The organism is Flavobacterium lindanitolerans, from assembly GCF_002846575.1.
GTDB lineage: Bacteria > Bacteroidota > Bacteroidia > Flavobacteriales > Flavobacteriaceae > Flavobacterium > Flavobacterium lindanitolerans.
Genome location: NZ_PJND01000007.1, coordinates 1,134,358 through 1,148,520, shown reverse-complemented (window position 1 = coordinate 1,148,520; position 14,163 = coordinate 1,134,358). Strand labels below are relative to the sequence as shown.

At 38.2% G+C, this 14,163-nt stretch carries 8 protein-coding genes; 5 read left to right on the top strand and 3 right to left on the bottom strand.

Going from position 1 to position 14,163, the window contains the following annotated elements:
• Positions 1–42 precede the first annotated feature (42 nt).
• Positions 43–2,649 (bottom strand): DNA mismatch repair protein MutS, encoded by a 2,607-nt coding sequence (mutS, locus tag B0G92_RS05030; protein ID WP_101471299.1) that lies wholly within the window; start codon positions 2,647–2,649, stop codon positions 43–45.
• A 65-nt stretch (positions 2,650–2,714) separates the two neighbouring features.
• On the opposite strand from mutS, the gene B0G92_RS05025 reads away from it, so the two are divergent.
• Entirely contained in the window at positions 2,715–3,245 is a 531-nt protein-coding gene (locus B0G92_RS05025) for an RNA methyltransferase (protein ID WP_056068187.1), read from the top strand.
• A 1-nt stretch (position 3,246) separates the two neighbouring features.
• Here B0G92_RS05025 and folK read toward each other — a convergent pair whose 3' ends face one another.
• Positions 3,247–4,386: a 2-amino-4-hydroxy-6-hydroxymethyldihydropteridine diphosphokinase gene (gene folK, locus B0G92_RS05020; RefSeq protein WP_101471298.1), complete on the bottom strand. Its 1,140-nt coding sequence runs from the start codon at positions 4,384–4,386 to the stop codon at positions 3,247–3,249.
• Positions 4,387–4,510: 124 nt separating this feature from the next.
• Between folK and sppA the strand changes: the two genes are divergently transcribed.
• Positions 4,511–6,271 carry a signal peptide peptidase SppA gene (gene sppA, locus B0G92_RS05015; RefSeq protein ID WP_101471297.1) on the top strand — a complete coding sequence of 587 codons (1,761 nt, stop codon included), beginning with the start codon at positions 4,511–4,513 and terminating at the stop codon, positions 6,269–6,271.
• A gap of 159 nt (positions 6,272–6,430) precedes the next feature.
• Entirely contained in the window at positions 6,431–9,013 is a 2,583-nt protein-coding gene (locus tag B0G92_RS05010) for an AsmA-like C-terminal region-containing protein (RefSeq protein ID WP_101471296.1), read from the top strand.
• Positions 9,014–9,075: 62 nt separating this feature from the next.
• Here B0G92_RS05010 and B0G92_RS05005 read toward each other — a convergent pair whose 3' ends face one another.
• Positions 9,076–9,873 carry a DUF2797 domain-containing protein gene (locus tag B0G92_RS05005; protein WP_101471295.1) on the bottom strand — a complete coding sequence of 266 codons (798 nt, stop codon included), beginning with the start codon at positions 9,871–9,873 and terminating at the stop codon, positions 9,076–9,078.
• 124 nt (positions 9,874–9,997) lie between these two features.
• On the opposite strand from B0G92_RS05005, the gene B0G92_RS05000 reads away from it, so the two are divergent.
• Both B0G92_RS05000 and B0G92_RS04995 read left to right on the top strand, forming a co-directional pair.
• A complete protein-coding gene (locus B0G92_RS05000; RefSeq protein ID WP_101471294.1) occupies positions 9,998–11,524 on the top strand; it encodes a GH3 auxin-responsive promoter family protein in 1,527 nt (508 codons plus the stop codon).
• 135 nt (positions 11,525–11,659) lie between these two features.
• Positions 11,660–14,119 (top strand): outer membrane beta-barrel family protein, encoded by a 2,460-nt coding sequence (locus B0G92_RS04995; protein ID WP_101471293.1) that lies wholly within the window; start codon positions 11,660–11,662, stop codon positions 14,117–14,119.
• Positions 14,120–14,163 lie beyond the last annotated feature (44 nt).

Genomic DNA, 14,163 nt, shown 5'->3' with positions numbered 1-14,163 from the left:
AGAAAAACATAACTTTCTGATAACGTAATCTTTAAAATCCCATTACTTCTTTCTTAACATTCGTTTGATTTCATTGAGCTTCATCAGGGCTTCAACCGGAGTCAGCGTATTAATATCCAAATTGAGTATTTCGTCTTTTATTTCTTCTAAAAGCGGGTCATCCAAATTAAAAATACTCAACTGCATTTCGTCATTTGAAGATTTAGTGCCATTCAATGCTTCGCCGGAATGGTCTTTTTCCAGTTTTTTAAGCAGTTTCTGCGCTTTCTGGATGACTGTTTGCGGCATTCCTGCCATCTTTGCCACATGAATTCCAAAACTATGGGCACTTCCACCTTTTATAAGTTTTCGGATAAAAAGAACCGTATCCTTTAATTCTTTTACAGACACATTATAATTTTGGATACGCTCCAGAATTTCGGTCATTTCATTAAGTTCATGGTAGTGCGTCGCAAATAAGGTTTTTGGCCTTCCGGGATGTTCATGCAGATACTCCGCAATTGCCCAGGCGATTGAGATTCCATCATACGTACTCGTTCCTCTTCCTATCTCATCCAAAAGCACCAAACTTCTGTCTGAAAGGTTGTTAAGAATGGAAGCGGTCTCATTCATCTCCACCATAAAAGTAGATTCGCCCATCGAAATATTATCCGACGCTCCTACTCTTGTAAAAATCTTATCGACAATACCCATTCTAACGCTTTCTGCCGGAACAAAGCTTCCCATCTGGGCCAATAGTACAATCAGTGCCGTTTGGCGCAAAATAGCCGACTTACCGGACATGTTAGGACCTGTAATCATGATTATCTGCTGGGTTTCCCTGTCCAAATAAACATCATTGGCAATATAAGGAACTCCCACCGGAAGCTGTTTTTCAATCACCGGATGGCGACCGTTCTTTATTTCAAGTTCAAATGTATCATCCAGAACCGGACATATGTAATTGTTCTCGATTGCCAACTGCGTAAATGAAGACAGGCAGTCCAATTGCGCAATTAAATTTGCATTGAGCTGTACCGGTTTTATATAAGTGGAAATCCAAACCACCAGCTGTTCAAAAAGCTGGCTTTCCAGTTGGTGGATTTTCTCTTCTGCACCCAGAATCTTGGTTTCATATTCTTTTAATTCTTCCGTAATGTAACGCTCGGCATTGACCAAGGTCTGCTTGCGAATCCATTCGACCGGCACCTTATCTTTATGCGTATTTCTTACTTCTATATAATAACCAAAAACATTATTAAAAGATATTTTTAAAGAAGAAATTCCTGTTCTCTCCGATTCACGAGTTTCGATTCCCTCAAGATATTCTTTGCCGGAAGTAGATATACTTCTTAACTCGTCCAATTCAGCATGCACACCTTTGGCAATCGCATTTCCCTTGTTGATCGAAACGGGAGCATCCGGATTTAAGGTCTCTTTAATTTTTTCTCTTAGGAGGTCACAACTATGAAGGCTGTCTCCTATCGTTTTGACAGCCGTATTCTTACTGTCAAGTGCCAATGTTTTTATTGGAATAATGGCATCCAACGATTCCTTCAGGTTTACAACTTCCCTTGGCGACACTTTTCCGGTAGCGATTTTTGAAATCAACCGTTCCAAATCCGAAATCTGCTTGATTTGGTATTGGATGCTTTTCAGCACCTCATTATTTTCCTTCAGATAAGAAACCACTTCATGACGTCCTTTAACCTTATCTGCATCTTTTAACGGCAAGGCCAGCCAACGCTTTAAGAGGCGACCACCCATAGGGGAAAGCGTCCTGTCAATAACATCCAACAGTGTTACCGCATTCGGGTTATAACTATGGTATAATTCTAAATTCCGGATAGTGAATCGGTCCATCCAAACATAAGCATCTTCCGCAATTCGCTGTATTGAAGTAATATGCTGTACTTTGTTATGCTGTGTTTCGGACAGATAATACAATATCGCTCCTGACGCAATAATTCCCTCCGGCAATTCTTCAATTCCAAATCCTTTTAAGGAATTGGTCTGAAAATGTCCCGTTAGCGTTTCAAAAGCATAATCTTCTTTATACACCCAGTCTTCAAGATAAAAGTTATGGAAGTCTTCACCAAAAACCTCTTTAAAGTTGGCCTTGTTCTGTTTTGGAACCAGCACTTCGCTTGGGCTAAAGTTCTGGAGCAGCTTGTCTATATATTCTTCATTACCCTGTGCTGCTAAAAATTCTCCCGTAGAAACATCCAAAAATGAAATACCTATAATCCTTTTCCCAAAATAAATCGAAGCCAGGAAGTTATTCGATTTAGACTGCAACACCTCATCATTCATAGAAACGCCGGGAGTCACCAATTCAGTAACACCACGCTTCACGATAGTTTTTGTCATTTTCGGGTCTTCAAGCTGGTCGCAAATCGCTACGCGAAGTCCGGCTTTAACCAGTTTAGGCAGATAAGTATTCAGGGAATGGTGCGGGAATCCGGCCAAAGCCGTTTCCGTATCGGAACCTGCGCCTCTTTTTGTCAGGACGATTCCCAGTATTTTTGAAGCGCGTATTGCATCTTCTCCAAAAGTTTCATAAAAATCCCCTACTCTGAACAACAAACAGGCGTCCGGATATTTCGCCTTAATCTCATTGTATTGCTTCATTAACGGAGTTTCTTTCGGAGTTTTGTCTTTCGTGGCCAAGAGTATTCAGATTTTTAAATTATTTTTGCTAAAATAGAAAAACTAACAATATTGCATCCGCATTTATGAGAAAACTTGCCAACAGCGAATTAGAAAGAAAAAGCATTGAAGATTTTAAACAGGCAGAAAAAACACCAATTACAATCATCCTGGACGACATCCGAAGCCTGCACAATATCGGTTCTGTTTTCAGAACAGCCGATGCTTTTTTGATTGAAAAAATCTATCTCTGCGGTATCACGGCAACTCCACCCAATAAAGAAATCCATAAAACAGCTTTAGGCGCTACCGAAACCGTTGCCTGGGAATATGCAAAAGACGTTTTGGAAGTTATTGATACGTTACAAAAAGAAAACGTTTCGGTCATGGCAATAGAACAAGTAGAAAACTCTATTTCACTTCAGGAATTCGAACCAAAAAGCGGACAGAAATATGCTCTGGTTTTTGGAAACGAAGTAAAAGGTGTTTCGCAGGAAGCCATCAAAAAGTGTGAGGGAACAATAGAAATTCCACAATTGGGAACCAAACATTCGCTAAACATTTCTGTAAGTGCCGGAATTGTAGTATGGGATTTGTTCCAGAAACTGAATTACTAGCTTATACAGCCAAAGCCTTGCTTTCGATTTCGTTTAAAATCTGAAGATAATCACTTTGGTTTTTGACAAAATCTTTATCCGAAACATCAATGATCAGGACATTCAAATCTTTTTGAGATTTTATATAGTCCAGGTATCCCCTGCTGATTTTATCCAGATATTCTGCCGGGATTTCCTGCTCATAGGAACGTCCTCTTTTTTTGATGTTCTCCAATAGCCGCTCCGTGTTCTGATAAAGATACACATACAAATCGGGCTTTTTCATTTCCTTGTAGATGATATCGAAAAGCGTTTTATACAAACGGTATTCGTCTTCTCCTAAAGTAACTTTGGCAAAAATCAGGGATTTAAAAATATGGTAGTCTGCAACAATAAAATCCTTAAACAGGTCAAATTGTGCCAAATCCTGTGACAACTGCTGGTATCTGTCGGCCAAAAATGACATTTCTAACGGAAAAGCATACCTCGCCTGGTCTTTATAAAATTTTGGCAAAAAAGGATTGTCTGCAAAACCTTCCAAAACTGTCTTGGCATTAAAATCTTCAGCAATTTTGTGAGCCAATGTTGTTTTTCCGGCGCCAATATTTCCTTCAATGGCTATATAATTGAATCGGTCAAAATGATAATCTGTTACCGGAGATTTCAAATTGGAAACCACCTTACAATCCGAATCATCCTGGCACTCTCTCAACAATTCGGTCACATTCTTCTGCAATACAGGATGCACAAAATCCGATTTCAGGTCGTCCATCGGCAGCAACACAAATTTCCTGTCGGCCATGCGTGGATGTGGTACTTTCAGGTTTTCGGTATCGATTATTTCTTCATCAAAACTGATGACATCTATATCAATAGTCCGGGACTGATAACCCATTGCCTTGTTTCTGATTCTTCCTAAACGAAGTTCGGCGTTTAAGATTTCATCCAAAAGCACCGCAGACTCTTTGCAGGTATGAACCAATAGGGCACAATTATAAAATGCATCGCCTTCAAAACCCCAGGCCGGCGTTTCATACAACCTGGAAACTTTCACAACAGTCGCAACCTCGCTGTGAATCAAATCAATAGCTTCCTGAATATTGCGAAGCCTGTCGCCTTGATTGCTTCCGATAGATAATATGGCCTGGTGCTGCATTTTCATAGACTGCAAATTAAGGAAAAGTATTTCACACAAAAGCACATTTTTAAGTTGCAACCTGAAATTATTCCTCCGAAATTTGTAACTTTTCTATTATGTATGTGACCTATAAAGAAATAACAATACTATGAATTTTTTAAAGAATGTATTTTCAACCGTACTCGGCTTATTTGTTTTCCTGTTTATCCTTTTCTTCGGATTTATAATTATTGCCGCTTTGTTTGGCAATAACGAAAAAACCGTCACCGTAAAAGATAACTCCGTAATTGAACTCAATCTCGAAGAAGTAACCAACGACTATGCCGGAAAATTTTTATACGAGGATTTCGAGTTCCTGAATGAAGAAAAAACAAACGGGCTTTCTGACGTTATCAATGCTATTGATGCGGCAAAAACAGACAGCAAAATCAAAGGAATTTCAATACTGAATAACATTTCATTATTAGGAATGGCACAAAGCAAGGCACTTCGTGACAAACTGGAAGACTTTAAGAAGTCCGGAAAATTTGTCGTGGCCTATGCGAATTCTTACAGCCAGAAAGAATATTACTTAAATTCTGTTGCCGACACCATTTATCTTAACCCGGTTGGAGAAATGGATTTCAAGGGACTTTCTTCCGAAGTTATGTTCTACAAAGACTTCCAGGAAAAAACCGGCATTAAAATGGAAGTTATCCGTCATGGAAAATACAAAAGCGCCGTGGAACCTTATTTGGCTAACGAAATGAGTGAGGCCAACCGGGAGCAGATTTCTGTTTTATTAAATTCTGTGTGGAATTCTGTAGTTGCCGACATTTCAAAAAGCCGAAACATTTCTGTTGACCGACTGAATGAAATCGCAAATGGCCTGCTGGCAAGAACTCCTGAAATGGCAAAAGCAGAGAAGCTTATTGATAAGATTGCTTATGAAGACGAATATCATGACGGTATCCGTAAAGCTCTAAAAGTCAAAAAAGATGAAGAATACAATACGGTAAGCATTATTGACTATGCCCATAAAAACTCAACAACAGGAAAAAAACCTGCCACTGACAACACTATTGCTATTATCTACGCACAGGGAACCATACTTAGCGGAGAAGGTGATGTAAATATTATAGGCGAAGGCTCAATGAGACGTTCTTTGCAAAAAGCCAGAAAAGACAAAAATGTTAAAGCCATTGTCTTGAGAATTGACAGTCCGGGTGGTAGCGCCTTGACTTCCGACCTGATTTGGAGAGAAATTGAACTGACCAAAAAAGTAAAACCGGTAGTTGTTTCTATGGGTAATGTTGCTGCTTCCGGAGGTTATTATATAGCTTGCAATGCCAGCAAAATCTTCGCTGAAGAAACAACAATCACTGGCTCAATTGGAGTTTTTGGAACATTGCCAAACATTACAAAACTGACCAACAATATCGGTATTCATACCGAACAGGTAAAAACACATCAGAACGCAGCCGGATACAGCATCTTCCTGCCATTGGATGAAGGAACAAAAGGCACCCTTCAGGAAAGTGTAGAAAATATCTACAAAGTTTTTGTAGGCCGCGTTGCCCAGGGGAGAAATATGAAATTTGAAGCTGTTGATTCTATCGCACAGGGAAGAGTCTGGACCGGTACCGATGCCCTGAAAATTGGATTGGTAGACAAAATTGGCGGCATGGATGATGCCTTGAAGGAAGCTGCAAAACTGGCAAATATTAAGGAATATAAAACAGCTGATTTCCCTTCTTATGAGAAAAAATTTGGAGATTTATTTGGCGGAATGCCTTTTATGAAGTCGAAAGAAAGCTTTATCAAAGAAGAAGTTGGCGAGGAAAACTACCAGATGATTGAGCAAATCAGAAGAATGAGCGCTCAAAAAGGAATGCAGGCACTGCTCCCTTATGAAATCAATATAAAATAGCGACCAAAAATAAATTACAATTAAATCAGGGCTAGTCCCTGATTTTTTTTATTCAGACATTTCCTAATTGTTTTTTATTTAAAAAATTCATTTTTTATACTTTTATTAAGCTATTTGGTTTAATTTTTGTTATAAATTCGCTAAACAAATGATTTTATTATGTTAAAAAAGATTTTAAAAGGTATTGGTATATTCCTTCTGGTAGTGATAATTGCATTAGCTGCGGCTCCATTCTTGTTTAAAGATAAAATTCAGCAGTTGGTGCTGAAATCAATTAATGAGAAGGTAGACGCGAAAGTAGCGTTTGATGATGTGCATTTGAGCCTGTTCAAAAGCTTCCCGCGTGCTAATGTCACTATTGACAAGCTGGCTATTATCAACAAAGCTCCTTTTGAAGGCGACACCCTGCTTTATGCCGGAGAAGTAAACCTGAAAATGTCTGTCAGGGAACTTTTCAAAGGCGATGGTGAACCAATGAATATCGAATCATTTTCTTCTACTAATGGTGTGGTCAATATTCTTTTTGACAAGAATGGTGTTGGCAATTTCGATATTGCCATAAAAGACGATAAAGAAAAAAAGGACGATTCTGAAAGTAAGCCCTTTGCCATGAACATCCAGAACTATGAAATAGAAAATCTGCGTTTTACTTACTTTGACGAACGTTCAAAGGTGAAAATGGTGATTGACAGCCTGAACCATACTGGAAAAGGAAATTTTGCAGCTTCAAAATTAGACCTGACTACAAAAACTACAGCCAAAGTTTCATTGGACATGGACAAGACCAATTATATGAAAAACGTCAAATTGGATTTGGATGCCGTATTGGGTATTGACCTCGAAAACAGCAAATATACTTTCAAAGACAACAAGGCACTAATTAACCAATTACCTTTGGAATTTGATGGTTTTATCCAGATTGTGGATGCCGGACAGGAATACGACCTGACTTTTAAAACACCAACCTCATCATTCAAGAATTTCCTGGGTGTCATTCCTGAGGCTTATGCCGGAAATCTGAATACCGTAAAAACAACAGGTGACTTTAAAGTTTCCGGTTTTGCAAAAGGACTATACAGCGACAAAACCATTCCTAAATTCAATCTGGCCATTGCGTCAAATAATGCTTCATTCAAATATCCTGACCTGCCAAAATCTGTAGAGAACATTGTAATTGATACCAAAATCATCAATGAATCCGGAAACCTGAATGATACTTATATCAATTTGGACAAGCTTTCTTTCAGAATCGACCAGGACGTTTTCAATGTTCAGGCCAATGTAAAAAACATCGTTGAGAATCCTTTGGTTGATGCCAAGCTAAAAGGAACAATCAATTTGGGGAATGTTTCTAAAGCTTATCCGGTAAAGCTGGACACGCCGCTTTCCGGAATATTAAAAGCCGATGTTGAAACGAAGTTTGACATGAAATCTGTGGAAGCCAATCAATACCAGAACATACAGGCTATGGGTAACGCAAGTATTACCGGATTCAAATATGTTGATGCAGACAAAAAAACCTATACAATCAATACGGCCGCTGCCCAATTCTCAAACCAAAAAATCAATCTGCAGCAGTTAGACATGACTACCGGAAAAACCGACCTGAAAGTGAATGGAACTCTGGAAAACTTCCTGGGTTATGCTTTCAAAAACCAGGAATTAAGAGGAAACTTTACCATGAAATCTAACCAGTTTTTAGTTTCGGACTTTATGTCGAAAACAGAAACTACGGTTAACAACAAAACAGTTACTACAGAGGCTGTCAAGATTCCTAAACTTTTAAACGTTACGCTGAATGCTTCTGCAAACACTGTAGTTTATGACAACCTGAATCTTAAAGACGTATCCGGAAAAATTGTAGTAAAGGACGAAGCCGTTTCATTGCAAAACCTGAAAACTTCAATCTTTAACGGATTGATAACCGCTACCGGTGATGTTTCTACCAAAGGTAAAGTACCTACATTTGATATGAATCTTGGGTTAACGACAGTTGACATCAACCAGACATTTACACAATTGGACATGATGAAAAAGATTGCTCCAATTGCCGAGGCGATTAACGGAAAATTAAATTCGACCATCAAATTGTCCGGTAATCTGGATGCCAAAACCATGTCGCCAGATTTGAATACACTTTCAGGTGACCTTTTTGGGCAGCTGTTATCGACTACTGTAAATGCCAAGAATTCTGCTGTATTGAACAAGCTTGATGAAAAGGTAAAGTTTATCGATTTACAAAAATTAAACCTGAACGACTTAAAAGCCAATCTTACTTTTAAAGATGGGAAAGTCAACGTAAAACCTTTTGACATCAAGTATCAGGATATTAAGATTAATGTTGGTGGACAGCACGGCTTTGACCAATCGATGAATTACAACCTGAAATTTGATGTTCCTGCAAAATACTTAGGAAACGATGCCAATAAGCTAATTGCAAAACTGACTCCTGCCGAAGCCAACAAATTGGAGAATATTCCGGTTACGGCAATACTTACCGGTAATTTCAAAAACCCTAAAGTTTCTACTGATATTGAGCAGGCCGTTACTAAACTGGCCAACCAACTGATTAAATCAGAAAAAGATAAATTGGTTACTAAAGGGACCAGTGCACTGGAAAATCTTTTGGGAGGCAACAAAAAAGATACTACAAAAACACAGACGTCAACGCCTAAAGAAGATGTAAAGACAAAAGTCTCTGAAGGAATTAAAGGGCTTTTTAATAAGAAGAAAAAAGAATAGACATTTTCTAAAATAAAAAGAAACACCCTGCCAGCGTTTTGAACCCTGGCAGGGTGTTTCTTTTAAGAAATATTCATTCCAATAACATAACCTTCATAACTGCGGACATTTAAAACGGTTCCGTCTTCAAAAATCAGGTATTGTCCTTTTACACCTATTAATCGGCCTTCATAGTTTGGGATTTTTTCCAGATTTAATCCGGTGACTTTCTTTGGAAATCTTAAAACCGGATATTTGAGTATGAAATGTTCATTCAAATCGGTATTGAAATAAGGCCGGACTTCCTCCGGAAGCCTTTCAAAAATACGCATTCTTTCGGCCATCAAGTCCAACGAAACCACTTCATTCTGCAACATTTTTCGCCAATTGGTTTTATCTACAAAATGATTTTTAAGAGCTACTTCTGTAATTCCTGCCAAATAACGATTGGGAACCTCAACAATTGAAACGGCCTCATCAGCACCCTGATCGATCCAACGGGTAGGCACTTGTGTTTTTCTCGTCACTCCTACTTTTATTTCACTCGACAAAGCCAGATATACAATATGCGGTTGCAGCTGAACCCTGGTTTCATAGTCCAGATCCCTGTCTGCAATACCCAGATGCGCCGTACTGAGTTCGGGTCTCATAATCCAGTCTCCCACAGCCGGACTGCTATAAAAACAGTCATAGCAGAAACCCTGACGAAATATTTTTTTCTTTTTTGAACAGTTCAGGCATTGGTAGCCCAAAAAACTTATTTCTATATTCTTATCGAGAGCCTGATTTACGTTCAGGAAGCTGTTTTCAAAAGTCATATAATATTGAATCGGACTTGCAAATTCCGTTTCCATCTTAGTAAGAACACCTTCGTATTGCATTATAATTTCGGATTTAAGTTGAGGCGATTGCTTTATAGTCAGAAATACTTGACTTTCGACTATTTTTTTTATTTTTGGTAAAGTTAGAATTCATAACTCATAAATCATAACTCAAACCTAAAAAATGGCGTTACCCATAATCAATTCAGTAGCAACATGGATTTTAAAAAAAAGAATCCATCAAATTGAATTATTCCTGAAATACCCCAATGAAGTCCAGGAAGAATTGCTTCTGAACCTGATACGGACTGCCGAACAAACCGTCATTGGCAAACAATATGATTTTTCTTCTGTAAAATCTTATCAGGAATTTACTGAAAGGGTTCCGGTTTCCACTTATGAAGATCTGGAGCCTTTGATTGAAAGAACACGAAAAGGGGAACAAAACGTTTTCTGGAGCACACCTATAAAATGGTTTGCCAAATCAAGCGGAACAACCAATGCCAAAAGCAAATTCATTCCGGTAAGTACCGAAGCTTTAGAAAATTGCCATTATAAGGCCGGAAAAGATTTATTGAGCTTGTACCTCAACAACAATGAAGAATCACAATTGTTTACCGGCAAAAGCCTGCGTTTGGGTGGCAGTAAGCAATTGTATGAAGACAACAATACTTTTTTTGGAGACCTGTCAGCCATCCTGATTGACAATATGCCAATTTGGGCCGAGTTTAGCAGTACGCCAAGTAATAAAGTTTCCTTAATGAGCGAATGGGAAACCAAAATTCCGGCAATTATCAATGAAACCATCCATGAAAATGTGACCAGTTTTGCCGGGGTTCCTTCCTGGATGCTGGTACTGATGAACAAAACCCTGGAAGCTACCGGAAAATCAAATCTGCTCGAAATCTGGCCTAATCTGGAAGTTTATTTTCATGGCGGTGTGAGTTTTGAACCTTACCGTGAGCAATACAAAAAAATACTTCCCAGTTCAGAATTCCAATATTACGAAATCTACAATGCGTCTGAAGGTTTTTTTGCCATTCAGGACCTCAACAATTCAAGCGACCTTTTGTTAATGTTGGATTACGGAATATTCTATGAATTTATTCCGATGGATACTTTTGGAACACCGGAACAAAAAACCATCAGGCTATCTGAAGTAGAATTAGGCAAAAATTATGCTATTGTAATCACTACCAATGCCGGACTATGGCGCTATATGGTAGGCGACACCGTGCGATTTACTTCTTTAAATCCCTACAGAATTCGAGTGAGCGGCAGAACCAAACATCATATTAATGTTTTTGGAGAAGAGCTTATCGTCGAAAATACAGACAAAGCAATTGCCAAAGCCTGTAAGATTACCAATACCGAGGTTATTGACTATACTGTAGCGCCGGTTTTTATGGAAGGAAAGGAAAAAGGCGCACACGAATGGATGATTGAATTTAAAAATGCTCCTGAAAACATTTCCCATTTCAGGCAGGTTTTAGACGATACGCTACAGTCTCTAAATTCAGACTACGAGGCAAAACGCCACAACAACATGACCTTAAACCCGTTAATCATTAACGTAGCCAGAACAAACTTATTCTATGATTGGCTAAAGGAACAGGACAAGTTAGGCGGACAACACAAAATCCCCCGACTTTCTAACCAGAGGAATTATTTGGAGGAATTAAAGTCGATGCAACATTCTGTAAGTACCTAATTAGGGCTTCTTGCTTATTGAAAACCAGAGAAAAGTGTTAAAGTTGTTTTATCTCAAATAAAAACTAAGTTTTTTCTGTAACAAATTTTATTTTGAAAAGTCTGATGGGTATCATCATCAATCAAACTAATCAAAATGAAATCATTATTTGTTATGCTTGTCTTAAGCATAAGTAGTATCGTATCTGCACAACAATCACCCACCTATCTTGAGCTTAACAGCCCTAAAAATGGCACTCCTTGTGAAAACGATTCGTCTGAAAGAGAAATTCTTCTGGAGAAAATCGAAGGAAACAGCAAGACTAAAATCGGCGCTTACAGGGCCAATGGCTGTAAATTCACACTTACCAAAAAAATTGAATTAGGGAATTATATTTTCACTATTTCAGGATTAGACATTCAGGAAACTGTCCTTCCATTTGAAGTGACAGCACAAAATCGGGAAAAAATCGTCCAGAATATTGAGCTGAAAGACAAGACAAATGAATTGAGTGAAGTAACCGTTTATGGAAACCAGCGCCAATACATGAAAGTTGAGTCTGATAAGACCATCATCAGCATTAAAGAAAACGGAATGCTAAATAGCGGCACTACTTTAGAAGCCATTAAAAAGCTTCCCGGCGTAGTAGCATCACCTGTTGGCGGACTGACTTTAAACGGAAAAGGTGTTACCGTTTATATTGATGGCGCTCCAAGCAATCTGACCGGAACCGACCTTCAGAATTACCTGAACAGCCTTCCTGCCAATGCCATAGAAAAAATAGAGCTTATTTATGATCCGGGCGCTTCCTATGATGCTAATGCCAGCGGTTCTATTATCAATATTGTAACGAACAGCAAAAAGATGAAAGGCGTGAATGCCAGCTTTAACATCAACTACAATTTCAACAAATACCAAAAGCCAAGCCCACAGATTCTTCTCAATGGAAAGAAAAACAACCTGAGCTGGCAGACAATGTTTGGCGTAAACTATATTGAACGTGAAAACAGAAACAAAAACGGACAGGAATTTACCTACTTCAATCCACCGGTAAAACTACAGCAGGAAAATTTTGAGACCATGATTTTCAGAAACGTATATTGGAGAACGGGACTCAATTATAAGTTATCCGAGAAATCGAATATTCTTTTCAATTACAACATGAGTCTTTCTAACGACAGTAATGACAACACAAGTACGGCTTTTGGCAATACGATTGATTTCAGCAACCACGGTATTGCTAAAACAAAAGCAAACAATCAGGAACTGAGTTTGCAGTTTAAGACAAAACTCGACACCTTAGGCAGGACATTGGACGTAATAGCTTACACCAATATGTTTGACCGAAATCCGTTGAACCGTTCCACTTCTTTTGAAAACAACAAATACACCTACAACAACTCTGATATTGATTTTGGGTTGACCAATTATTATTTGAAATATGATTTTTCATTTCCTTTTGAGAAATATGCCTTTACCATTAATACGGGAGGTAAATACAATACGACAAAAGTAACGGACTTAGGAAAATATAATTTTGAAGAAGATAGCGATGCTATATTCAATTCAAACATTTACGAATCGGTTATTGATTTTGATTATACAGAACACAATCTCGCCTTTTATGTAGAAGCCCGAAAAAAGTATAAAAAATTCAATTTCACAGCCGGTCTTCGTTTTGAAAATTTCGAAATTGAGCGAGAAGCAAGTACGGTTGCCGATAAGATCAAATTCAACAACAATCGTTTTTTCCCAAATGCCAGTATTTTGTTTGAGGCAACAGAAAACATCAACATGAGTACTTCTTACTCCAAAAAGATTTCCCAACCGGGGTATTTTACGATTGACCCGAATAACGGCTCGAACTTTAACCGATACAATACTTCTACCGGAAATATAGCACTACAGCCTATATTTTTTGACAATTATGGATTTAAGATTACAGCTTTTCAATATGTGAGCCTTAGCACCAATTACGCCGTTGCCAAAAACGACACTCAATTCATTTTCAGTGCAAAAGATGGCGAATTGGTAAGCAACAGGACATTTGCAGCCTTTGATAAAATCAAAACATTTAGTACTTCTTTGTCTTTCCCGATTCCGTTAGACTATTTTTTCAAAAGCAGTGAAGAATTTTCAAAACGACTGAATGAGATTGACAAGATGAACTATATCTATGCTAATATCAACTATATAAAAACAGATATCGAAGGCTATGATTTTACATTCAAGAACAAAGGAATGGTAAACTTTAGTTTAGAAGCTCAAACTCATCTTCCGTGGGGAATTACCAATAATATGTCTTATTTTTTCCTTCCAAAAGGAAACTGGGAAATTTACCGAATCGAAAAGCCTATCCAGCAATTTGACATTTCTTTCAACAAGGAATTTTTGGATAAAAAATTAAAAGTAGGACTTCACTGCTTTGATGTCTTCAATGCGAATGAAGTGAATGCATTGGTAGAAGGGAAAAACCTAAGGACCTTATTTTACGAAAAAAATGACTCCAGGACATTCCGAATTTCATTGACCTACAACTTTGGAAACTTGAAATTACAGACCGAAAACACCAACATTCAGGTAGAGAAAGCCAACGAAGGCAGTAGAGGACTTTAATTGAAATCAGACAAAAAAAATCCCGATGATAGGCTCATCGGGAT

Coding starts and splice junctions, on each gene's coding strand:
- B0G92_RS05025 (WP_056068187.1), top strand. CDS start 2,715: ATGAGAAAACTTGCCAACAGCGAATTAGAAAGAAAAAGCATTGAAGAT.
- folK (WP_101471298.1), bottom strand. CDS start 4,386: ATGAAAATGCAGCACCAGGCCATATTATCTATCGGAAGCAATCAAGGC.
- sppA (WP_101471297.1), top strand. CDS start 4,511: ATGAATTTTTTAAAGAATGTATTTTCAACCGTACTCGGCTTATTTGTT.
- B0G92_RS05010 (WP_101471296.1), top strand. CDS start 6,431: ATGTTAAAAAAGATTTTAAAAGGTATTGGTATATTCCTTCTGGTAGTG.
- B0G92_RS05005 (WP_101471295.1), bottom strand. CDS start 9,873: ATGCAATACGAAGGTGTTCTTACTAAGATGGAAACGGAATTTGCAAGT.
- B0G92_RS05000 (WP_101471294.1), top strand. CDS start 9,998: ATGGCGTTACCCATAATCAATTCAGTAGCAACATGGATTTTAAAAAAA.
- B0G92_RS04995 (WP_101471293.1), top strand. CDS start 11,660: ATGAAATCATTATTTGTTATGCTTGTCTTAAGCATAAGTAGTATCGTA.